Raw genomic sequence first — 22,520 nt, forward strand, 5'->3', positions numbered from 1 at the left:
TTCTCACAACGAAATGCGGTTCATGTAATTGCCGAACGCCTGCAAGTAACGCGGGATCGGAATCAGGAAGGCGTCGTGGCCTTGCGGTGCGTCAATTTCCAGATAGCTGACGTCCTTGCGCGCGGCCATCAGCGCATCCACCAGTTCCCGCGAGCGCGCCGGGGAGAAGCGCCAGTCGGTGGTGAACGACATCACGCAGAACTTGGCTGTGGCGTTTTCGAAGGTTTTCGCCAGATCATCGTCGAAGTTCGCCGCCGGATCGAAGTAGTCCAGCGCTTTGGTCATCAACAGATAAGTGTTGGCATCGAAGCGCCCGGAGAACTCTTCGCCCTGATAACGCAGGTAGCTTTCGACCTGGAACTCGACACTGTGGAAGTCGTAGTTGAGCTTTTCGCTCTTCAGGCCGCGGCCGAATTTCTCACCCATGGAATCATCGGACAGATAGGTAATGTGCCCGACCATGCGCGCCAGCATCAGCCCGCGCTTGGGGATCACGCCGGCTTCCTGGAACGAACCGCCGTGGAATTCCGGATCGGTGAGGATCGCCTGGCGCGCGACTTCGTTGAAGGCGATGTTCTGCGCCGACAGTTTTGGTGCCGAGGCGATGGCCAGGCAGTGCCGCACGCGATCGGGGTAGGTGATGGTCCATTGCAACGCCTGCATGCCGCCGAGGCTGCCGCCGATCACCGCCGCCCACTGGCCGATGCCGAGCAGGTCAGCCAGGCGCGCCTGGCTGTGCACCCAGTCTTCCACGGTGAGCACCGGGAAGTCGGCGCCGAACGGCTTGCCGGTCTCCGGGTTGACGCTGCTCGGGCCGGTGGAGCCGTTGCAGCCGCCGAGGTTGTTCAGGCTGACCACGAAGAATTTGTTGGTGTCGATCGGCTTGCCGGGGCCGATGCAGCTGTCCCACCAACCGGGCTTGCGGTCGTCGACGCTGTGATAACCAGCGGCGTGATGATGACCGGACAGCGCGTGGCAGATCAGCACGGCGTTGCTCGCCTGGGCGTTCAGCGTGCCGTAGGTTTCATAAATCAGGTCATAAGCGGCCAGCGAACGGCCACAGGCCAGCGTCAGCGGTTCGCTGAAATGCGCGGTTTGCGGCGTTACCAGACCAACAGAATCGGCGGGAAAGGCAGTTGGCATCGACCCTGCTCTCGTTGAAATGAGGCGTAAGTCTAAAGACCGGGGGGGTTAGCGGCAAGCAGCCCTCACCCTAACCCTCTCCCAGAGGGAGAGGGGACTGACCAAGGTGTTCTGTCGAACTGCGCCGACCTGATAATTGCGAGTCGAACTCCAATCTTGAGCTCAACACAAATCGGCTCCCTCTCCCTTGGGAGAGGGCTGGGGTGAGGGGCGCGGACGACGCCATATCAAGCCGAGCGCCAATCCCTCTCACCTCACATCAGCAAGCGCAGGATTTCCGGCATCATCGTCATCGCCGCCAGATTGTTGATCACCAGCATGTCGATCAATTTCAGCGCAAGGAAGGCGAAGATCGGCGACAGATCCAGGCCGCCGAGGTTCGGCAGGAAGCGGCGGAACGGTGCCAGCGCCGGTTCGCAGATCTGGTTGACCAGTTCAGCACCCGGATTGTGGCTGCCCGGTGCAACCCACGACAGAATCACGCTGATGATCAGAGCGAAGAAGAAGATCTTCAGGAACAGTGCAGTGACGCCGATCAGCGACCAGATCAACAGTTGCAGCGGGTTGCCGGTGGTGCCGTAGGTCAGCAGCAGGGTCAGCGCCATCAGCAGCAGTTGCACCAGAATCGCCAGCACCAGCGACGACATGTCGAGGCCGAACAGGCTTGGGATGATCCGGCGCAAAGGCTTGAGCAGCGGCTGAGTGGCCTTGACCACGAACTGGCACAGCGGGTTGTAGAAGTTCGCCCGCACCAGTTGCAGGACGAAGCGCAGCAGCACGATCAGCAGGTACAGGCTGCCGAGGGTTTGCAGCACGTAAACCGCTGCGGTGTTCAATCCGATCATGTAAGGCTCCTTTATTTGCCCAGTTGTTCGGCCATTTCGGCCGAGCGGTGCGCGGCGGCGCCGAGTGCGGTTTCAACCAGCGCTTCGAAGCCGCCAGCCTGGAATGATTTGATCGCAGCTTCCGTGGTGCCGTTTGGCGAGGTCACGCGGCGACGCAATTCGGCGGCGTCGACATCGCTGGACACCGCCATGTGCGCGGCGCCCAGAGCAGTCTGCACGGTCAGTTGCTCAGCGATCTCTTTTGGCAGGCCAAGTTTGACGCCGGCGGCGGTCATGGCTTCGATCAGCAGGAAGAAGTACGCCGGGCCGGAGCCGGACACTGCGGTGACTGCGTCCAGTTGCTGTTCTTCTTCCAGCCACAGGGCGATGCCGACGGCGGACAGCAGCTCTTCGGCTTGCTGACGCTGCTCGGCGGTTACTTCGCTGGTCGCGTACAAACCGCTGACACCCTGAAGCAGCAGCGCCGGGGTGTTCGGCATGCAGCGCACGATCGGCTGTTCGCCGAGCCACGCGGTCATGCTCGCGCAGGTAATGCCGGCGGCGATCGACACCACCAGTTGATTCGGTTTCAGGCTTGGGCGAATCGCCTCGCACACGGCTTTCATCGCCTGTGGCTTGACCGCCAGCACGATGACATCGACGCCGTCGATGGCCTGGGCGTTGTCAGCGAAGGTTTCGATGCCGTGCTCGGCGCTGACTTTGGCGCGGGTGTCTTCGCCCGGATCGCTGGCGCGGATCTGCGCCGCTTCCAGACCTTTGGCGCGCAAGCCGCCAATCAGACTGGCCGCCATGTTGCCCGCACCGATAAACGCAATACGTGTGTTGCTCATGTGTGGTCCTTATCTGGAAACGTTCAAGACTGGGAATAATCTCTGGCGCCAAACAGCGCGGTACCGATCCGCACCCAGGTGGCGCCTTGGGCAATGGCCGACTCGAGGTCGTGGCTCATGCCCATGGACAGTGTGTCGAGCGGCAGAGCGAGGCTCGCTTGCAATGTCTGTACGGCGGAGAAGGCAGCGTCCTGTTCGGCGCGCTCTTCGGTCGGCTCGGGAATCGCCATCAGTCCGCGCAATTTCAGCCGGGGCAGGGCGCTGATGGCCTCGGCCAGCGCTGGCAGATCGGCCGGGGTGCAACCGGATTTGCTCGCCTCGCCGCTGACATTGACCTGAATGCAGATGTTCAGGGGCGGCAGTTCGGCAGGGCGCTGCTCGGACAGGCGTTGGGCAATTTTCAGACGATCCACGGAGTGCACCCAGTCGAAATGCTCGGCAATCGCGCGAGTCTTGTTCGATTGAATGGGGCCGATGAAGTGCCAGATCAAGGGCAGGTCGGCCAGCTCCAGCTGTTTGCCCAAGGCTTCCTGCAAGTAGTTCTCGCCGAAGTCGCGCAGGCCGGCGGCATAGGCTTCACGCAGGGCCTGGGCGGGTTTGGTCTTGCTCACGGCGAGCAAATGGATACTGTTTTCGTCGCGGTGCGCAGCTTTCGCCGCTGCCTGGATGCGCGAACTAACCTGAAGGATGTTGTCTGCTATCGTGGACATCAAGAGGCGCCGGCGGTCTGTAGGTTCGCGGCATTCTACTGGAATTGAGGGACGCTATGGATATCACTGAACTGCTGGCCTTCAGCGCCAAACAGGGCGCTTCCGACCTGCACCTGTCGGCCGGCCTGCCGCCGATGATCCGTGTCGATGGCGACGTGCGACGGATCAATCTGCCGGCGCTGGATCACAAGCAAGTGCACGATCTGATCTACGACATCATGAACGACACCCAGCGCATCGAATTCGAGAAAAATCTGGAAACGGATTTTTCCTTCGATGTACCCGGCGTGGCGCGCTTTCGGGTCAACGCATTCAACCAGAACCGTGGCGCCGGCGCCGTGTTCCGCACTATTCCGTCGAAAGTGCTGAGCATGGAAGACCTCGCCATGGGCGATGTTTTCCGCAAGATCACTGATGCGCCGCGCGGGCTGGTGCTGGTCACCGGGCCGACCGGCTCCGGCAAGTCGACCACGCTGGCGGCAATGATCGATTACCTCAACACCCATCGCCATCACCATATTCTCACCATCGAAGATCCTATCGAATTCGTCCATGAATCGCGCAAATGCCTGATCAATCAGCGCGAAGTCCACCGCGATACCCGCAGCTTCGCCACCGCACTGCGCTCGGCCTTGCGTGAAGACCCGGACGTGATTCTGGTCGGCGAGATGCGTGATCTGGAAACCATTCGCCTGGCGCTGACCGCCGCCGAGACCGGGCATCTGGTGTTCGGCACCCTGCACACGACCTCAGCGGCGAAGACCATCGACCGCGTGGTCGACGTGTTTCCCGGCGACGAGAAATCGATGGTGCGTTCGATGCTGTCAGAGTCGTTGCTGGCGGTGGTGTCGCAGACGTTGATCAAGAAGATCGGCGGCGGGCGGGTGGCGGCGCATGAAATCATGCTCGGGACATCGGCGATCCGTAACCTGATCCGCGAGGACAAGGTGGCGCAGATGTATTCGGCGATTCAGACCGGTGGGTCGTTGGGGATGCAGACACTCGATATGTGCCTGAAGGATCTGGTGACCAAGGGCCTGATCAGCCGCGAGCATGCGCGGGAGAAGGCGCGTACGCCTGATAATTTCTGAGGGTCGCTGGTGCGGCTGCCGGCCCCTTCGCGAGCAGGCTCGCTCCCACATCAAACCGCATTCCTTCAGCTGGAATGCATTCTTCTGTGGGAGCGAGCCTGCTCGCGAAAAGGCCGGTACTGCTGAAGCTGATTCAGGAGATCAAACAGCTCAGCGCTGGACTACGCGCAGCTGCTGTTGTTCTTTCGGCAACACGCGTTTGGCGACGACGTAATGCTTTTCCCAGTACGGCTTGTTCAGCGTGTCGATGCTCACCGCTTTGCCACGGCGCGGGGCGTGGATAAAGCGATCATTGCCCAGGTAGATGGCAACGTGGTTGACCCGACGGCTCTTGATGTTGAAGAAAATCAGATCGCCCGGCTTCAGATCCTTGCGCTCGACTTTCTCGCCGTGACCGCTGGCCATGGCGTTGGAGGTGCGTGGCAGGTCGAAAGTAGCGTCGTTGAACGCGTATTTCACCAGACCGCTGCAATCGAAGCCTTTACTTGGGCTGCTGCCGCCCCAACGATAAGGTGTACCGAGGACGTTTACCGCACGGCTCAGCACATTGCTGCTTTCCTTGCTCGCCATCGGTGGCACCAGCTTGCTGCGGCTCTTGCTGCTCAGCGTGGTGGTCTTGCTCTTGCTGCTTTTGCTCGAAGGAGCCGAAGCATGGGATTTAGGGGTGAAGCCGTTGACGTTGGGAAGACGTTGCTCACGATTGGTGGCGTGGGCGGCCAGTGGCATTAATAGGCAAATAGTCAGCCATGTCTTGAAAAATGGTCGCATTAGGCGTGGCTCATAAGTGATAGCGCGCAACTTTATAACAGCTTTTTTTGCCGTTCCGAGGCCGTTCATCGATTCATTCCGCCGGCTACGGAACCAAAAACGCTCAAAAAGTACGCAATTGTCCGACAGAAGTCAGGTTCTACAAGGGTTTCGCGCTAGCAACGGTAACATTTGCCATACGTCGGCCACCTGTAAAAAAGTCACAAAGAAATGAAGAATATTTATCTATCGAGTGCAATGAGGTCTTAATGAACAGCTATCAGCTACCCCGCGTGAAAGAAAAAGACACTCACAGCAAAGTCATCGGCTACCTGCTGTGGATTTTCGGATTCACTGGCGCGCACCGCTTTTACTACGGCAAACCGGTGACCGGGACGATCTGGTTCTTCACCTTCGGTTTGCTGGGGATTGGCTGGCTGATCGACCTGTTTCTGATCCCGGCGATGGATCGCGAAGCGGATTTGCGCTTTGCTGCCGGGCCGATCGAGTACAACGTCGCGTGGATTCTGCTGACCTTTCTCGGTGTGTTCGGCGTACACCGCATGTACCAGGGCAAATGGATCAGCGGCTTGCTGTATCTGCTGACCGGCGGGTTGTTCTTTATTGGCGTGCTGTATGACTTCTGGACGCTGAACGATCAGGTGTCGGTGCGCAACGCGCAGAATCGCGGCGCCATCCAGTAAGCTTTCGCGAGCGGGCTCGCTCCCACAGGAATCACCGCAATACCTGTGGGAGCGAGCCTGCTCGCGAAGGGGTCAACTGGCTATCAAGCCTGGTGCGTAATCCGCCCATCCACCAGCGTATAGCGCACCACGCCCGGCAGACTATGCCCGATGAACGGGCAGTTCTCGCCCTTCGACAGCCATTGTTCACCGGCCACCGTCGATGACTTCGGATCGAACAGCACGATATCCGCCGCACCGCCCACCGCTAGTTTGCCCGCAGGCAGGCGCAGCGCTTCGGCCGGTCCTGCGCTGAGACGTGCCAGCAGCGTCGGCAAGTCGAGCAAACCATCCTCAACCAGCGTCATCGCCAGCGGCAGCAGCAACTCAACACTGCTGATGCCCGGCTCGGTGGCGCCGAACGGGGCCAGTTTGGCGTCGCGCTCGTGGGGCTGGTGATGGCTGGAGATCGCCGAAACCACCCCGGACTTCACTGCCTCAAGCAGGCCATCGCGGTCGGCGCGGGTGCGCAGCGGCGGTTGCACGTGGTAGAGGCTGTTGAAGTCGATCAGGGCTTCGTCAGTCAGGATCAGCTGATACAACGCAACATCCGCCGTTACCTTCAAGCCACGGGCCTGGGCCTGGGCAATCAGCGCCACACCGCGCGCACTGGTCAGCTGGCTGAAATGCGCACGCACGCCGGTCTGCTCGACCAGCAGCAGATCGCGAGCCAGCGCCACGGTTTCGGCGGTTTCCGGGATGCCCGGCAGGCCAAGGAAACTGGCGACCGCGCCTTCGTGGGCCAGACCGCCCTCGGCCAGATCGTGATCCTGCGAGTTGAAGATCACCGTCAGGTCGAAAGTCGCCGCATATTCCAGCGCCCGGCACAGGGTGCGAGTGTTGCGGAAGCTTTCCAGACCGTTGCCGAACGCCACGCACCCGGCGTCGCGCAGGGCCACCAGTTCGGCCAATTGCTCACCGTCCAGTCCTTTGCTCAGCGCGCCGATCGGGAACACCTTGGTGTTGCCGGCTTCGCGGGCGCGGTCGAGGATCAGTTCGGCGACGGCTGAGGTGTCGAGCACCGGTCTGGTCTTCGGTGGGCAGCACAGGCTGGTCACGCCACCGGCAGCGGCGGCGCGGGTTTCGCTGACGATCGAGCCTTTGCGGCTGTAACCCGGCTCGCGCAGGGCGACATTGAGATCGACCAGGCCAGGTGCGGCGACCAGACCTTGGGCATCGATGGTTTCTACTGCGCTGAAACCGGCCGGTGCGGCGCCGAGGGCGACGATCTTGCAGGCTTCAACGTGGATGTCGGTGATTTGATCCAGGCCGCTGCTGGGATCGATAACGCGTGCGCCGAGAATGCTGAGCTTCACTGGGCGTTCTCCTGCTCGAATTGACGTTGCGCAGTCTGCCCGCTCATGGCCATGGACAGCACAGCCATACGAATCGCGATGCCGTAGGTCACTTGATTGAGGATCACCGAGTGCGGGCCGTCGGCCACCGCCGACTCGATCTCCACGCCACGATTGATCGGCCCCGGGTGCATGACGATGCAATCGGGTTTGGCCCCGGCCAGACGCGCGGTGGTCAGGCCGAACAGGCGATAGAATTCGCCTTCGCTGGGCAGCAGGCCGCCGGTCATGCGCTCGCGCTGCAGGCGCAGCATGATCACCACGTCGACGTCTTTCAGGCCTTCAGCCATGTCGGTGTAGACCTTGACGCCGTATTGCTCGATGCCGATCGGCAGCAGGGTTTTCGGCGCGATCACGCGGATATCCGGGCAGCCAAGGGTTTTCAGCGCGAGCATGTTCGAGCGCGCCACCCGCGAATGCAGGATGTCGCCGACGATCGCCACCGAGAGGTTTTCGAAACCGCCCTTGTGCCGACGGATGGTGAGCATGTCGAGCATGCCTTGGGTCGGGTGCGCATGCCGGCCGTCGCCGCCGTTGATGATCGCCACCTGCGGGCAGACATGCTCGGCGATGAAGTGCGCCGCACCGGAGTCGCCGTGGCGCACGACAAACATGTCGGCGGCCATGGCCTCAAGGTTGCGCAGGGTATCGAGTAACGTTTCGCCCTTGCTCGCCGACGATGTCGACACGTTCAGGGTGATCACGTCTGCCGACAACCGTTGGGCCGCCAGTTCAAACGTGGTGCGGGTGCGCGTGGAGTTTTCGAAGAACACGTTGCACACGGTCTTGCCGCGCAGCAACGGGACTTTCTTCACCGCCCGGGCACCGACTTCAAGGAACGAGTCGGCAGTGTCGAGGATTTCCGTCAGCAACTCGCGGCGCAGGCCGTCGAGCGAGAGGAAGTGGCGCAGCTGGCCCTGATCATTGAGCTGCAGCGGGCGCTTGGTATCTAGAGGCGTCATCGCGAGGGGGACTCTCAATAGGGCGGATTAAAGGGTGACGTCTTGCAGTTCGAGCGTCAGCGGCTCGGGGCCGGACAACTTGACCCGCTGGTTGCCGGCCAGGGTCAGGGTGGCGCCGACCACGTTGGGGCGGATCGGCAGCTCGCCGGCGTCCAGGTCCAGCAGGCAGACCAGGGTGACGCTGGCCGGGCGGCCGTAATCGAACAATTCATTCATGGCGGCGCGGATAGTCCGACCGCTCATCAGCACGTCGTCGATCAGCACCAGATGCTGGCCTTCGATCTCGAAGGGCAGGGCGGACGGGCGCACTTGCGGGTGCAGGCCATTCTGGCTGAAGTCATCGCGATAGAAGGACACATCCAGCGTGCCCAGTGGCGCATCGCTGTTCAGTTCCTTGAGCAGCGCCTGCGCGACCCAGATGCCGCCGGTGCGGATACCGATGTAACGCGGTTCGCTGATGTCACGCTGGGCAAGGTGCGCCTTGAGGCGGGTCGCCATCTGGCTGATCAGATCGGCGGGATTGGGCAGGCTCATGGTTGCTCCTTCGTGATTCCGCGCTGCGTCCTGCTGGACGAAGCTCGGTTTATAACCAAAAGAAAAGCGCCGAAGCGCTTGTCAGGATTCAAACAATGCAGTGTTTTCATCGAGCCAGCCCTGCAGCAGCAGGGCAGCGGCGATGGCGTCCACCGGGTTGTCGCGGTAACTGCCTTTCTGCCCGCCACGCACCAGTCGCTCGCCCTTGGCTTCGAAAGTGGTCAGGCGTTCGTCGTGGGTATAGAAGGGCAGGTTGTAGCGGCCGTTGAGGCGGCGGGCGAATTTCTCGGCGCGTACGCACATGTCGCTGGGCGTGCCGTCCATGTTCAGCGGCAGGCCGACCACCACGGCGTCGGGTTTCCATTCTTTTATTAGCGCTTCGACCTGATCCCAGTTCGGCACGCCGTTCTGCGCTTTCAAAGTGCACAGCTCGCGGGCCTGGCCGGTGATGACCTGGCCGACCGCGACGCCGATCTGTTTGGTGCCGTAGTCGAAGCCGAGAATCAGGCGCAGGGCCATCAGGCGTGACCTGCCTGGCTGGTGAGCAGATTGAGATCGATGCCCAAGTGCCGCGCTGCCGCTTCCAGGCGCAATTCGCTGCGGGTGTTGAACAGTATGTCGGCGTTGAAAGGGCAGGTCAGCCAGGCGTTGTCGGCCAGTTCGGCTTCCAGTTGCCCGGCTTCCCAGCCGGCGTAACCGAGGGTGATCAGGCTCTGCGCGGGGCCGACGCCGTCAGCGATGGCGAACAGCACGTCCTGCGAAGTCGACAGGGCCAGGTCGCCGTCCAGCTGCGCCGTGGCCTGGAAGGTCTGGCCCGCCGGGTGCAGGACGAAACCGCGATCGGTCTGCACCGGCCCGCCGATGAAGATCGGCACATCCTGGCAGCGTGCCGGCGGCTCGATGTCCGGGCGCAACTGTTCGAGGATGTCGGCCAGGTTCAAGTCTTGCGGCCTGTTGACCACCAGCCCCATCGCGCCATTGGCCGTGTGCTCGACGATGTAGGTCAAGGTGTGGGCAAAGTTCGGGTCGGCCATGTGTGGCATGGCGATCAGGAAGTGATGCTTGAGGTAGCTGGGGCTGACGTTTTTCATGAGCGCTAGTGTGGCGTCGCAAGGGCGAACTGACAAGCTGAGGCTTTAAAAGATCGCAGCCTTCGGCAGCTCCTACAGGGTGTACGCAGGCCCACTGTAGGAGCTGCCGAAGGCTGCGATCTTTTGATTTTGCTCTTAATTGCTTGAGAGCTTGTCGCCCCGGGCAAATTTCCAGGTGCGAATGATTTCCAGGCGGTCGATGTCCGACAGATCGCCGGTAAACGGTGCAAACGGCGCGGCCAGGCGGACGATGCGCTGCGCCGCCTGATCGAGCAGCGGCTGACCGGAGGATTCCAGCACCAGCACCTCATACAGCGAGCCGTCGCGATTGATCGAGACCATCAGGCGCAAATTGCCGTAGATCTGCTTGCGTCGGGCTTCTTCGGGGTAGTTGAGGTTGCCGATGCGCTCGACCTTCTTGCGCCAGTCATCCTTGTACCAGGCGCCCTTGTCGCGCATGGTCGAAGCCGCGCTCAAGCGGTGGATGCGCGGGCGCTTGGCGTACAGCTGTTGTTCCTTGGCCAGCTCTGCTTCGAGGCTGGCGATGTCGCTGGACAGCTGCGAGCTGTCGAACGCCGGCGCGTCGACGGTCGGTTTGACTTCGGTTTTGCTTTCTTCTTTCTTGGTCGGCGCCTTTTTCGGTTTCGGCGCAACGGTGGTCACCGCTGCCTTCGGGGCGGCTTCCTGCACCACTGGCTTGGCGGCGGGCGGCGGGGTGACCTTTTTGACCTGATTGTCCTGGAATGGCGCGACTTCGGTGGTCTTGGGCAGGGCTTTCTTGTCCAGCGTGCCGCTGCCTTCCTGGTTTTCCTGAGCGAGAAAATCTGCCTTTTCCGGCTTCTTCTCGGCCTTGAAGGTGGCCAGGGTGATTTCCAGGGTTTTGCTGATCTGCTGCGGCTCGACCATGGTGAAGCCGACGCCTAGCAGCAGCGCCAGGTGAATCAGCGCTGCCAGAAACAGGGTAAAACCGAGGCGATCGGCCGGGCGCACGCCACGATGGGCGAGTTCAGCGGGCAGATCGGACGGGAGGGTCATGACAAGAAAACCAACATCGCGTTTTTCAGAGGCTGCGCATGATAACGCAATGTTGGTTTCGCGCCTTGGGCTTCACGCTTCAAGCGACAGGCTGCATGTGACGTACATCAAGCTTGTGGCTTTTTGCCGGCCGCTTGCAGCTTTTTATCGATCGCATCCATCAGCATCCCGCCGATATCAGTGCCGAACGCATTGTCGATTTCACGGATGCAGGTCGGGCTGGTGACGTTGATTTCGGTCAGGTGCTCGCCGATCACGTCGAGGCCGACAAACAGCAAGCCTTTCTCGCGCAAGGTCGGGCCGACCTGGGCGGCGATCCAGCGATCCTTCTCGGTCAGCGGACGCGCTTCGCCACGGCCACCGGCGGCGAGGTTGCCACGGGTTTCGCCCAGCGCCGGAATCCGCGCCAGGCAGTAATCCACCGGCTCGCCATCGATCATCAGGATGCGCTTGTCGCCATCGACGATCGCCGGCAGGTAACCCTGAATCATGATCTGCTGCTTGCCGTGCAGGGTCAGGGTTTCGAGGATCACCGAGAGGTTCGGGTGGCCGGCGGTGTGGCGGAAGATCGACGAACCGCCCATGCCGTCCAGCGGCTTGAGGATCACGTCACCGTGATGGTCGGCGAACTCACGCAATACGTCCGGGCGGCGGCTGACGATGGTCGGCGGCGTGCACTGCGGAAACAGCGTGGCGAACAGCTTTTCATTGCAGTCGCGCAGGCTCTGCGGCTTGTTCACCACCAGCACGCCGGCGGCTTCGGCCTGTTCCAGCAAGTAAGTGGAGTAGACGAACTCCATGTCGAACGGCGGATCCTTGCGCATCAGGATCACGTCCAGGTCGCTCAGCAGCTTGTCCTGTTCGGCGTCCAGCTCGAACCATTTGTCCGGGTTGGCGAAGACTTTCAGCGGGCTCATCCGCGCCCGCGCCTGGCCTTCGGCCTGATACAGGTCTTTCTGTTCCATGTAGAACAGTTCCCAGCCACGCTTCTGCGCGGCCAGCAGCATGGCCAGCGAGCTATCCTTTTTATAGGAGATGCTGGCGATAGGGTCCATGACAATCCCGACGCGAACGCTCATTGGGTTTTCCTCGAAATTTGGCTACCGGATCGGTATTGAAAAAGTGCCGCCAGAGTGGCGCCGGGCGGGTTTCGGGTCAAGGAAAAACCCGTCGATAGATTGCATCTGGAGACTGTGCTAAAAAGGCTGGCAGATCGCGCCGCCCCATGGGTTTCAAGGGTTTCAGGCCATTATTCACAGCAAAACGGACAATTTGATTCGCAAAGGCGACGGTAGAACCCTCTTATGGAACAGCAGTCCAGCGCCTTGAAGGTCATGGTGATCGACGACTCGAAAACGATTCGCCGCACCGCCGAAACATTGTTGAAGAATGTCGGTTGCGAAGTGATCACCGCCATCGACGGTTTCGATGCGCTGGCGAAGATTGCCGACCACCATCCCGGGATCATCTTTGTCGACATCATGATGCCGCGTCTGGACGGTTATCAGACCTGCGCCCTGATCAAGAACAACAGCGCCTTCAAGGCGACGCCGGTGATCATGCTGTCGTCCAGGGATGGTCTGTTCGACAAGGCCAAGGGGCGGATTGTCGGCTCTGATCAATTTCTGACCAAGCCGTTCAGCAAAGAAGAACTGCTCAACGCGATCCAGGCCCATGTTCCGGGCTTCGCCGCCGTTTTGCCGCAGTAAGACACGCACAGTGACGCTCGGCCAGCGGGCCGGCAGTCGACCAGAAAAATGGGGAAGACCATGGCACGTATCCTGATCGTCGATGATTCGCCGACTGAAATGTACAAACTCACCGGCATGCTCGAAAAGCACGGCCATGAAGTGCTCAAGGCCGAGAACGGCGCCGACGGCGTGGCCTTGGCCCGTCAGGAAAAACCCGACGCGGTGCTGATGGACATCGTCATGCCTGGCCTCAACGGTTTTCAGGCGACCCGGCAGTTGACCAAGGATGCCGACACGGCGCACATCCCGGTGATCATCATCACCACCAAGGATCAGGAGACCGACAAGGTCTGGGGCACCCGCCAGGGCGCCAAGGATTACCTGACCAAACCGGTCGACGAAGACACCCTGATCAAGACCCTGAACAACGTACTCAACGGCTGATCGCGCGATCATGAACGAATCGCTGACCGCGTTCGAACTGCTCTGGCAGATCGACCAGCGCTGCCGCCTGCTGGCAGCGGACCTGCCGTCGCAAGCGGCGCGCCCGGATCGCTGGAGCGGCATCGGCTTTCGCCTCGGCGAACATTGGTATGTGGCGCCGATGGGCGAAGTCAGCGAAGTCCTGCATGAACCGCGCTTCACCCAGTTGCCCGGGGTCAAGCCGTGGGTCAAGGGTGTCGCCAATCTGCGCGGGCGGCTGCTGCCGATCATGGACCTGTGCGGCTTCTTCGGCCATGAGCTGTCGCCGCTGCGCAAACAACGGCGGGTATTGGTGGTGGAACATGAAGACGTGTTCGCCGGGGTAATGGTCGACGAAGTCATCGGCTTGCAGCATTTCGAACAGGGCAGTTTCGAGCCTCTGTCGATCAGCAAGCGCCAGGGCTCCAAGGCCGAATTCGTCAAAGGCTATTTCCGCCGTGAACAGAACTGGCGGGTGTTCAGCCTGTTCGCACTGGCCAGGTCTCCGGTGTTCATGGGTGTGGCTCTATAGCACGAACAACAGAACCCATGTGGACGCGGGCCATGTGGCGAGGGGATTTATCCCCGTTGGGTCGCGCAGCGGCCCCAAAAACTGCAATGCCTGACACCGTCAGCGCATGCGATATTTTTGCGACTGCTTCGCAGCCGAACGGGGATAAATCCCCTCGCCACAAGGCTCGCTCCCACAAGGGCCATGGCAGGTTTCATAGGCGAGGACCGATGACAAAAGCAAAAACAGGCAAGTCGGCAGAAGCATCGCGCAGTCGCGCACAGATCATGGTGCTGTTTATCGCACTGATCGTGTTCATCATGCTGCTGTTCGCCAACTTCGCGTACCTCAACACCCAGGCGAACTACGACAAGCAGTACATCGGCCATGCCGGCGAACTGCGCGTGCTCTCGCAACGCATTGCCAAGAACGCCACCGAAGCGGCGGCGGGCAAGGCTGCGGCGTTCAAGCTGCTCAGTGATGCGCGCAACGATTTTGCCCAGCGCTGGGGCTACCTGAAGAAGGGTGACCCGAACACCGGCCTGCCGCCGGCACCCGTCGCCGTGCGCCCGGAAATGCGCGCGGTGCAGATGGACTGGGAGCGCCTGTTGAAAAACACCGATGCGATCCTCAGCAGCGAACAGACCGTGCTGTCGCTGCATCAAGTCGCCGCGACGCTGGCCGAAACCGTGCCGCAGTTGCAGATCGAATACGAAAAAGTCGTGGAAATCCTGCTCCAGCGCGGCGCTCCGGCGGCGCAGGTGGCAATGGCGCAACGGCAATCGTTGCTTGCCGAACGCATCCTCGGTGCCGTCAACACCGTGCTTGCCGGTGACGAAAACTCGCAGCAGGCCGCCGACGCCTTTGGCCGCGATGCCGCGCGTTTCGGCCTGGTGCTTAACGGCATGTTGCAAGGCAACCCGGCGCTGAAAATTAGCCAGGTCGAAGACCGCGACGCCCGTGCGCGTTTGAGCGAAATTTCCGAGCTGTTCCAGTTCGTTTCCGGCTCCGTGGACGAAATCCTCGAAACCTCGCCTGAGCTGTTCAAGGTCCGCGAGTCGGCCAGCAACATCTTCACCCTGTCGCAAACCCTGCTCGACGAAGCCTCGCACTTGGCCACCGGATTCGAGCATCTGGCCGGCGGGCGCAACACCGACACCATTGGCGGCTATGTGCTGGGCTTGCTGGCGCTGGCCTCGATCATCCTCATCGGTCTGGTCATGGTCCGCGAAACCAATCGCCAATTGCGTGAAACCGCCGAGAAGAACGAGCGCAACCAGAACGCGATCATGCGCCTGCTCGACGAAATCGAAGACCTCGCCGATGGCGACCTCACCGTGACCGCTTCGGTGACCGAAGACTTCACCGGCACCATCGCCGACTCGATCAACTATTCCGTCGACCAATTGCGTGATCTGGTCGCCACCATCAACCTCACCGCCGGCCAGGTTGCCGCCGCTGTGCAGGAAACCCAGGCCACCGCCATGCATCTGGCCCAAGCGTCTGAGCAACAGGCCCAGCAGATTTCCGAAGCCTCGACAGCCATCAGCGACATGGCCGAGTCCATCGATCAGGTCTCGGCCAACGCTGCCGAATCGTCGGCGGTGGCCGAGCGTTCCGTGGAAATCGCCAACAAGGGCAACGAGGTGGTGCACAACACCATCCACGGCATGGACAACATCCGCGAACAGATTCAGGACACCGCCAAGCGCATCAAACGCCTCGGCGAGTCCTCTCAGGAAATCGGCGACATCGTCAGCCTGATCGACGACATCGCCGACCAGACCAACATCCTCGCCCTCAACGCGGCGATCCAGGCATCGATGGCCGGGGATGCCGGGCGCGGGTTTGCCGTGGTTGCCGACGAAGTGCAGCGGCTGGCCGAGCGTTCGTCCGCCGCGACCCGGCAGATCGAAACCCTGGTGCGGGCGATTCAGGCCGACACCAACGAAGCGGTGATTTCCATGGAGCAGACCACCACCGAAGTGGTGCGCGGCGCGCGACTGGCGCAGGATGCCGGTGTGGCCCTGGAAGAAATCGAAGGCGTGTCCAAGACCCTCGCCGCGCTGATCCAGAGCATTTCCAACGCGGCGCAGCAGCAGACCTCTTCGGCCGGGCAGATCTCGCTGACGATGAATGTGATCCAGCAGATCACCTCGCAAACCTCGTCGGGGTCCACGGCCACCGCCGAGAGCATCGGCAACCTGGCGAAAATGGCCAGTCAGTTGCGCCGTTCGGTGTCCGGTTTCACCTTGCCGGCGGCGACAGATAAAGCGTGAGTGGAGTGGTTATGGGTGATCGGCACGACTACGTGGCCCTGGAATGGGTCAAGGGCGAAATTGCCGAAACGCTGAGGCTGGCGCATCAGGCGATCGAAGCCGTGCTCGACGATCCGCAGGCCTTTCCCGGTCTGGACGAGTGCCTGGCGTACATTCATCAGGTCCACGGCAGTCTGCAGATGGTCGAATTCTACGGCGCAGCGTTGCTCGCCGAAGAAATGGAGCATCTGGTCGAAGCCCTGCAACATGATCGTGTATCGCACCGCGACGAAGCCTTGCACCTGATGCTGCAAGCCCTGGGGCAACTGCCGCTTTACCTCGACCGCGTGCAGAGCGCCCGCCGCGACCTGCCGCTGGTGGTGTTGCCGCTGATCAACGATCTGCGTAGCGCCCGTGGTGAAAGCCTGCTGGCGGAAACCAGCCTGTTCAGCCCGCCACTGCCCGAGCTGGCGCCGCTCGGCGACGAGGCGCTCGCGGCATTGGAACCACCCGATCTGCCGAACGTGCTGCGCAAACTGCGGCAGATGCTGCAAATGGCTCTGGTCGGTCTGCTGCGCGAACAGGACGACCAGACGCACCTTGGCTATCTGGCCAAAGTCTTCAGCCGTCTCGAAGCACTGAGCGGCGATGCGCCGTTGAGCCCTTTGTGGCAAATCGCCTCGGCATTGGTCGAGGGCATGCGCGAGGGCGTCATCGCCAACAGTCCGGCGCTGCGCAGCCTGTTCAAGGACGCCGACCAAGAGCTCAAGCGCCTGCTCGAGCAAGGCGTCGTCGGGCTCAATCAACCGGCGCCGGCCGAGCTGCTGAAAAGCCTGTTGTTCTATATTGCCAAAGCCGAACATCCCACCGGGCAGATGCTGACCATGAAAGATCACTACTCCCTGGACGACGCGTTGCCCGACAGCGCGATGGTCGATGAAGAACGCGCGCGCCTCGCCGGCCCCGACCGCGATGCCATGCGCTCGGTGCTGGCGGCGCTGTGCGAAGAGCTGGTGCGGGTCAAGGAGCGCCTCGATCTGTTCGTGCGCAGTGACCGCCAGCACGCTTCGGATCTGGACAGCCTGCTCGCACCGCTGCGGCAGATCGCCGACACCCTCGCGGTGCTGGGTTTCGGCCAGCCGCGCAAAGTCATCATCGACCAACTGGCAGTGGTGCTCAGCCTCGCCCAAGGCCAGCGCGAACCGAACGACGCGATCCTCATGGACGTCGCCGGGGCCTTGCTCTACGTCGAAGCGACGCTGGCCGGCATGGTTGGCACGGTGGAGACGCAAAGCGCCGAAGACGCGCGCCTGCCGACCACCGACCTGACGCAGATCCATCAGATCGTGATCAAGGAAGCGCGCATCTGCCTGCAACAGGCCAAGGACATGATCGTCGACTACATCGACGCCGATTGGGACCGCCAGCATCTGCAATCGCTGCCCGAACTGCTGACGCAGGTGCGCGGCGCGCTGGCGATGATTCCGCTGGCCCGAGCAGCGAGTCTGGTCGAGGCCTGCAACGGTTTCATTCGCGAGCATTTGATGCTCGATGCCCACGAACCGGGCTGGGAACAACTCGATCATCTGGCCGATGTGATCAGCAGCCTGGAGTATTACCTCGAACGCCTGAGCGATGACCCGCAGGCGCCCGCCGAGCATCTGCTCGATGTCGCGCAAAACAGCCTTGCCAGCCTCGGCTTCTTTGCCAACGAGCAGCCCGGCGAAGCGCAAGTGCCGGTGCTTGATGAGGTACTCAGCCCCAGCGAAGCGCAGCTCATGCAGGATCTGCAAACCCTTGACGACCCTGACGTCGTGCAGTCGCTCGCCGAGGTGCTGGCCAGCCCGGTGTCGGCGCTCAACCCGCCGGCGCGCAACACCCCTGACAGCCTGATGCCGCCGCCGACCGATGAGGAACCGGTCGACGATGAACTGCGCGAAGTATTCCTCGAAGAGACCGACGAAGTCCTCGCGGTCCTCCACGAATACCTGCCGCGCTGGACCGCCAATCCCCAGGACCGCGCCGCGCTGACCGAACTGCGTCGGGCTTTCCATACCTTGAAGGGCAGCGGGCGCATGGTCCGTGCCTTGGTCCTTGGCGAACTGGCCTGGGCGGTGGAAAACCTGCTCAACCGAGTGCTCGAACAAAGCGTCGAGCCCGGCGCAGTGCTGCGCCAATTGCTCGGCGACACGGTGTTGCTGCTGCCCGAGCTGATCAACGAATTCGCCACCCAGCGCCAGCGCCAACGCAACGATGTCGACCAACTCGCCGCCCGCGCCCACGCGTTGGCCAAAGGCGATGAACCGCTGGCTGCCGAAGACACCGACGACGTCGCCGCGCTTGATCCGCTGCTGCTGGAAATCTTCCGCAAAGAAGCCGAAACCCACCTCGCCAGCCTCAACCGTTTCCTCGATCAGGCCGCCGAACAGGTGCCGTTGCCGGCCAGCGACGAGCTGCAACGGGCGCTGCACACGCTCAAGGGTAGTGCCTCGATGGCCGGCGTATTGCCGATGGCCGAACTGGCGGCTTCACTGGATCAACTGGCCCGCGAGTTCAAGGCGCATCAGTTGCCGCTGGATCTGGACGAGGTCGAATTGCTGCTCGAAGCCGAGGGCTTGTTCCGCGTCGGCCTGCGTCAACTCAAATACGATCCGCTGGCGCCGATTGTCGGTGCGCAGTCGCTGATCAAACGCACCGAGGCGCTGCTCGCCGAGCGCCTGCAAGCCAGCTCCGATGGCGCTGACAGCGGCCTGCGCCTCAAGCGCGATCCGCAACTGATCAACAACTTCCTCGCCCAGGGCATGGACATCCTCCTCGACGCCGAAAACCTCTTGCAGTGCTGGCAGCAACACCCCGGCGAGCGCCAGGAACTCAGCGCCTTGCTCGATGAGCTGACCACTCTGGGCGAGGGCGCGCACCTTGCCGATCTGCTTCCGGTCGATGGCCTCTGCGAAGCTTTGCTCGACCTGTATGGCGCGGTGGAAGAAAGCAGCCTGGCGGTCAGTGAGCGGTTTTTCCACGAGGCGCAACTGGCCCACGAAGCGCTGATCAACATGCTCGACGAGCTCGCTGCCGGCCAGGAAATCACCGCGCAACCGGAGCGGATTCGCGCCTTGCAGGATCTGCTCGACGAAGGCCTCGACCCGGCGGCGATGGGCCTGATCCGCAGCGACGGCAGCCGCACCCTGGACATTCGCGAACTGGGCAGCGCCACCGCGCAATTGCAGCAATCGGTTGCCGCCCTTGAGCCTGACGACGAGATCGTCGAAATCTTCCTTGAAGAGGCGGTGGACATTCTCGACAGCGCCGGGCAAGCCTTGCAGCGCTGGCGCAAGGATCCGGACAACGCCGCGCCGCTGTCGTCATTGCAGCGCGACTTGCACACGCTGAAGGGCGGTGCGCGCATGGCCGAGGTCGAGGTTATCGGCGACCTTGCCCAGGAGCTGGAAAACCTCTACGAAGGGCTGGTCGATCGGCGTTACAGCCACAGCGTCGTGCTCGAAGGTTTGCTCCAGCAAAGTCACGAGCGTTTGGCGCTGATGCTGGAGCAACTGCAAGCGCATCAAGCGCTGACCCCGGCGCAGGATCTGATCGACGCGATCCGTCAATTGCGTCAGGGCCAGGCCGCCAGCGAATCTGCCCCCGCAGCGGTCGAACACGACAACGCCGGGCATGATCCGGAACTGTTGGAAATCTTCCTCGAAGAAGGTTTCGACATCATCGAAAGCTCCGGCGCCGCGCTGTTGCGCTGGCAGGCCGAGCCGGGCAACCGTCAGGAAATTGAAACCCTGTTGCGCGATCTGCACACCCTCAAGGGCGGCGCGCGGATGGTCGAAATCGGCCCGATCGGCGACCTCGCCCATGAGCTGGAATTTCTCTACGAAAGTCTCTCTAGCGGTGCGCTGCAACCGTCTGCCGAACTGTTCGCGCTGGTGCAACGCGGCCATGACCGACTGGCGCAAATGCTCGATGGTGTGCGCGCCGGGCAGCCGTGCCCACCGGCCGATCGGCTGATCAATGCGATCCAGAATTTCAGTCACCCGGTGCAGGTTGAAGCGCCGCCGGCGCCGGCTCCGGTGATCAAGCCTGAGGCAGCGCCACCCGCCGCCGATGCTGGCGCAGACATGGTCAAGGTCTCGTCCGAGCTGCTTGATGAACTGGTCAACCTGGCCGGGGAAACCTCGATCTTTCGTGGGCGAATCGAGCAGCAAGTCAACGATGCGCAGATTGCTCTCAACGAGATGGAAACCACCATCGAGCGCATGCGCGATCAGTTGCGCCGCCTCGACACCGAAACCCAGGGGCGCATTCTCAGCCGCCAGCAAGTCGATGGCGAACGCCTCGGTTATGAAGACTTCGATCCGCTGGAAATGGACCGCCATTCGCAGCTTCAGCAACTGTCGCGGGCGCTGTTCGAATCCGCCTCGGACCTGCTCGACCTCAAGGAAACCCTCGACCGCCGCAATCACGATGCGGAGAACCTGTTGCAGCAACAGGGGCGGATCAACACCGAATTGCAGGAAGGCCTGATGCGCACGCGCATGGTGCCGTTCGAACGCATGGTGCCGCGTCTGAAACGCATCGTTCGTCAGGTCGCCGAAGAGCTGGGCAAGGATGTCGCGTTCGTCGTCGGCAACGCTGATGGCGAGATGGATCGCAACGTGCTGGAGCGCATGGCCGCGCCGCTGGAACACATGCTGCGCAATGCCGTCGACCATGGCCTCGAATCTGCCGAGGTGCGATTGGCGGCGGGCAAACCGGCGCAAGGGCAGATCACCCTCGATCTGTCGCGCGAGGGCGGCGACATGGTTTTCGACATCCGCGACGACGGCGCCGGTGTGCCGCTGGAAGCCGTGCGGCGCAAGGCGATCAAACGCGGCTTGCTGGCGCCCGACGCCGAGATCAGCGACCGCGACGTGTTGCAGTTCATCCTTCAGCCGGGTTTCTCCACGGCGGAAAAGATCACCCAGATTTCCGGGCGTGGCGTCGGCATGGACGTGGTCCACGAAGAAGTGCGCCAGCTCGGCGGCAGCATGAGTATCGATTCGGTGCCGGGGCAGGGCGTGCATTTCCGCATTCGCCTGCCGTTCACCGTGTCGGTCAACCGCGCGCTGATGGTGCAGTGCGGCGAGGATCAGTACGCGATTCCGCTGAACACCATCGAAGGCATCGTGCGCGTGTTGCCGAATGATCTGGAAGGGCACTTTCGGCAGGATCCACCGAGTTATCAATACGGCGGCCAGCGGTATGAGCTGTGCTATCTCGGCGAGCTGTTGAAGACTGCGCCACGGCCAAAACTGCTCGGGCAGAACCTGCCGTTGCCGGTGCTGCTGGTGCATTGCAACGACCGCCACATTGCCGTGCTGGTCGACGCCATGGCCGGCACTCGCGAGATCGTGGTCAAGAGCCTCGGCCCGCAGTTCGCGGCGGTGCAGGGCGTGTCGGGGGCGACGATTCTCGGCGACGGCCGGGTGGTGCTGATTCTGGATCTGCTCGCACCGATCCGCGCGATGCAGGCGCGCCTGGCGCAAGAGCCGGCGCCCACGGAGATCGACAGCGAACCGCACAAGCCGCTGCTGATCATGGTCGTCGATGACTCGGTGACGGTGCGCAAGGTCACCAGCCGTTTGCTCGAACGTCACGGCATGAACGTGCTGACCGCCAAGGACGGCGTCGATGCGATGCTGCTGCTCGAAGAGCACCTGCCCGACCTGATGCTGCTCGACATCGAAATGCCGCGCATGGACGGCTTCGAAGTCGCCACCCAGGTGCGCGCCGACGAACGCCTGCGCCACTTGCCAATCATCATGATCACCTCGCGCACCGGGCAGAAACACCGCGACCGCGCCATGGCCATCGGCGTCAACGACTACCTCGGCAAGCCGTATCAGGAATCGGTGTTGCTGGAGAGCATCGCCCAGTGGAGCAAGAAACATGCATGAGCACCGGCATAACCCGCGCACCAGCCAGCTCACCGGGCTGCTGCTGCCGCTGGCCGATCGCAACCTGATCCTGCCCAATGTCGCCATCGCCGAGCTGATCGACTACCAGGCCAGCGCCTTCGACCTCGACACTCCGCCGTGGTACCTGGGCCGGGTAACGTGGCGCGAGCGGCAGATTCCGTTGATCAGTTTCGAATCGGCCTGCGGGCAGAAAATCGTCATCGGCGAACGGGCGCGGATCGTCATTCTGAATGCCTTGGGCGGCTTGCCCGAGCTGAGATTCATCGCCCTGTTGGTGCAGGGGATTCCTCGGTCGTACAAGCTGGACAGTCAGTTGAGTTATGTCGATGTGCCGTTGTGTGCGCTGGAGCAGGCGGCGGTGCAGGTCGGCGAGCAGGTGGCGAAGGTGCCGGATTTGTTGGGGCTGGAGCAGTTACTGGTGGATGCGGGATTGGCCCGCTGATCCAAGGCTTGACTGATCATTCCCACGCGGAGCGTGGGAACGATCAAAAGCCCCTCACCCCAGCCCTCTCCCAAAGGGAGAGGGAGCCGACCGAGGTGTCTCGCGTC

The 22,520-nt window shown here is 62.0% G+C and carries 20 protein-coding genes; 8 read left to right on the top strand and 12 right to left on the bottom strand.

Going from position 1 to position 22,520, the window contains the following annotated elements:
- Positions 1–3 precede the first annotated feature (3 nt).
- The 4 genes from metX to AB4N48_RS26280 all read right to left on the bottom strand — a co-directional run bounded on the left by metX (position 4) and on the right by AB4N48_RS26280 (position 3,528).
- Positions 4–1,143 (bottom strand): homoserine O-succinyltransferase MetX, encoded by a 1,140-nt coding sequence (metX, locus tag AB4N48_RS26265; RefSeq protein WP_071172223.1) that lies wholly within the window; start codon positions 1,141–1,143, stop codon positions 4–6.
- Between the two features lie 254 nt (positions 1,144–1,397).
- Entirely contained in the window at positions 1,398–1,988 is a 591-nt protein-coding gene (locus tag AB4N48_RS26270) for a YggT family protein (RefSeq protein ID WP_039757546.1), read from the bottom strand.
- 11 nt (positions 1,989–1,999) lie between these two features.
- A complete protein-coding gene (proC, locus tag AB4N48_RS26275; RefSeq protein ID WP_256807947.1) occupies positions 2,000–2,818 on the bottom strand; it encodes a pyrroline-5-carboxylate reductase in 819 nt (272 codons plus the stop codon).
- 23 nt (positions 2,819–2,841) lie between these two features.
- Positions 2,842–3,528: a YggS family pyridoxal phosphate-dependent enzyme gene (locus AB4N48_RS26280; RefSeq protein WP_256807948.1), complete on the bottom strand. Its 687-nt coding sequence runs from the start codon at positions 3,526–3,528 to the stop codon at positions 2,842–2,844.
- Positions 3,529–3,584: 56 nt separating this feature from the next.
- Here AB4N48_RS26280 and AB4N48_RS26285 point away from each other — a divergent pair, with 56 nt between their 5' ends.
- The gene (locus tag AB4N48_RS26285; protein ID WP_016772732.1) at positions 3,585–4,619 is read left to right on the top strand and encodes a type IV pilus twitching motility protein PilT; all 1,035 of its coding nucleotides are present in this window, start codon (positions 3,585–3,587) and stop codon (positions 4,617–4,619) included.
- A 150-nt stretch (positions 4,620–4,769) separates the two neighbouring features.
- Here the strand turns inward: AB4N48_RS26285 and AB4N48_RS26290 are convergent, their stop codons facing one another.
- Positions 4,770–5,387 carry a C40 family peptidase gene (locus tag AB4N48_RS26290; RefSeq protein ID WP_024014657.1) on the bottom strand — a complete coding sequence of 206 codons (618 nt, stop codon included), beginning with the start codon at positions 5,385–5,387 and terminating at the stop codon, positions 4,770–4,772.
- Positions 5,388–5,635: 248 nt separating this feature from the next.
- Here AB4N48_RS26290 and AB4N48_RS26295 point away from each other — a divergent pair, with 248 nt between their 5' ends.
- Complete coding sequence (locus AB4N48_RS26295; RefSeq protein ID WP_056786390.1) at positions 5,636–6,070, top strand: NINE protein; 435 nt, start codon at positions 5,636–5,638, stop codon at positions 6,068–6,070.
- Between the two features lie 83 nt (positions 6,071–6,153).
- Here the strand turns inward: AB4N48_RS26295 and AB4N48_RS26300 are convergent, their stop codons facing one another.
- The 7 genes from AB4N48_RS26300 to gshB form a co-directional block, all read right to left on the bottom strand.
- A complete protein-coding gene (locus AB4N48_RS26300; protein ID WP_236167711.1) occupies positions 6,154–7,425 on the bottom strand; it encodes a dihydroorotase in 1,272 nt (423 codons plus the stop codon).
- Positions 7,422–8,426, bottom strand: a complete 1,005-nt coding sequence (locus tag AB4N48_RS26305) for an aspartate carbamoyltransferase catalytic subunit (protein WP_016772736.1) — start codon at positions 8,424–8,426, stop codon at positions 7,422–7,424. The genes AB4N48_RS26300 and AB4N48_RS26305 overlap by 4 nt, the downstream gene beginning before the upstream one ends.
- A 27-nt stretch (positions 8,427–8,453) precedes the next feature.
- Entirely contained in the window at positions 8,454–8,960 is a 507-nt protein-coding gene (pyrR, locus tag AB4N48_RS26310) for a bifunctional pyr operon transcriptional regulator/uracil phosphoribosyltransferase PyrR (RefSeq protein ID WP_016772737.1), read from the bottom strand.
- Positions 8,961–9,041: 81 nt separating this feature from the next.
- Positions 9,042–9,479, bottom strand: a complete 438-nt coding sequence (ruvX, locus tag AB4N48_RS26315) for a Holliday junction resolvase RuvX (RefSeq protein ID WP_041476809.1) — start codon at positions 9,477–9,479, stop codon at positions 9,042–9,044.
- Positions 9,479–10,051 (bottom strand): YqgE/AlgH family protein, encoded by a 573-nt coding sequence (locus tag AB4N48_RS26320; protein ID WP_016772739.1) that lies wholly within the window; start codon positions 10,049–10,051, stop codon positions 9,479–9,481. The genes ruvX and AB4N48_RS26320 overlap by 1 nt, the downstream gene beginning before the upstream one ends.
- Before the next feature lie 135 nt (positions 10,052–10,186).
- Entirely contained in the window at positions 10,187–11,086 is a 900-nt protein-coding gene (locus AB4N48_RS26325; protein WP_024014654.1) for an energy transducer TonB, read from the bottom strand.
- Between the two features lie 107 nt (positions 11,087–11,193).
- Positions 11,194–12,165 (bottom strand): glutathione synthase, encoded by a 972-nt coding sequence (gene gshB / locus AB4N48_RS26330; RefSeq protein WP_056786399.1) that lies wholly within the window; start codon positions 12,163–12,165, stop codon positions 11,194–11,196.
- A 225-nt stretch (positions 12,166–12,390) separates the two neighbouring features.
- Here gshB and pilG point away from each other — a divergent pair, with 225 nt between their 5' ends.
- The 6 genes from pilG (at position 12,391) to AB4N48_RS26360 (ending at position 22,413) form a co-directional block, all read left to right on the top strand.
- Complete coding sequence (gene pilG / locus AB4N48_RS26335) at positions 12,391–12,795, top strand: twitching motility response regulator PilG (protein ID WP_016772743.1); 405 nt, start codon at positions 12,391–12,393, stop codon at positions 12,793–12,795.
- Positions 12,796–12,855: 60 nt separating this feature from the next.
- Positions 12,856–13,221, top strand: coding sequence for a twitching motility response regulator PilH (pilH, locus tag AB4N48_RS26340; RefSeq protein ID WP_016772744.1), 366 nt, complete (start codon positions 12,856–12,858; stop codon positions 13,219–13,221).
- A 10-nt stretch (positions 13,222–13,231) separates the two neighbouring features.
- On the top strand, positions 13,232–13,771 hold the full coding sequence (locus AB4N48_RS26345) for a chemotaxis protein CheW (RefSeq protein WP_016772745.1): 540 nt from the start codon (positions 13,232–13,234) through the stop codon (positions 13,769–13,771).
- A 209-nt stretch (positions 13,772–13,980) separates the two neighbouring features.
- A complete protein-coding gene (locus tag AB4N48_RS26350; protein WP_460094539.1) occupies positions 13,981–16,029 on the top strand; it encodes a methyl-accepting chemotaxis protein in 2,049 nt (682 codons plus the stop codon).
- Positions 16,030–16,040: 11 nt separating this feature from the next.
- Positions 16,041–21,950 carry a hybrid sensor histidine kinase/response regulator gene (locus tag AB4N48_RS26355; protein ID WP_460094540.1) on the top strand — a complete coding sequence of 1,970 codons (5,910 nt, stop codon included), beginning with the start codon at positions 16,041–16,043 and terminating at the stop codon, positions 21,948–21,950.
- Positions 21,943–22,413: a chemotaxis protein CheW gene (locus AB4N48_RS26360; protein ID WP_071172230.1), complete on the top strand. Its 471-nt coding sequence runs from the start codon at positions 21,943–21,945 to the stop codon at positions 22,411–22,413. The genes AB4N48_RS26355 and AB4N48_RS26360 overlap by 8 nt, the downstream gene beginning before the upstream one ends.
- The last annotated feature ends 107 nt before the right edge of the window (positions 22,414–22,520 follow it).

It is taken from the genome of Pseudomonas sp. S2_C11 (assembly GCF_054668395.1).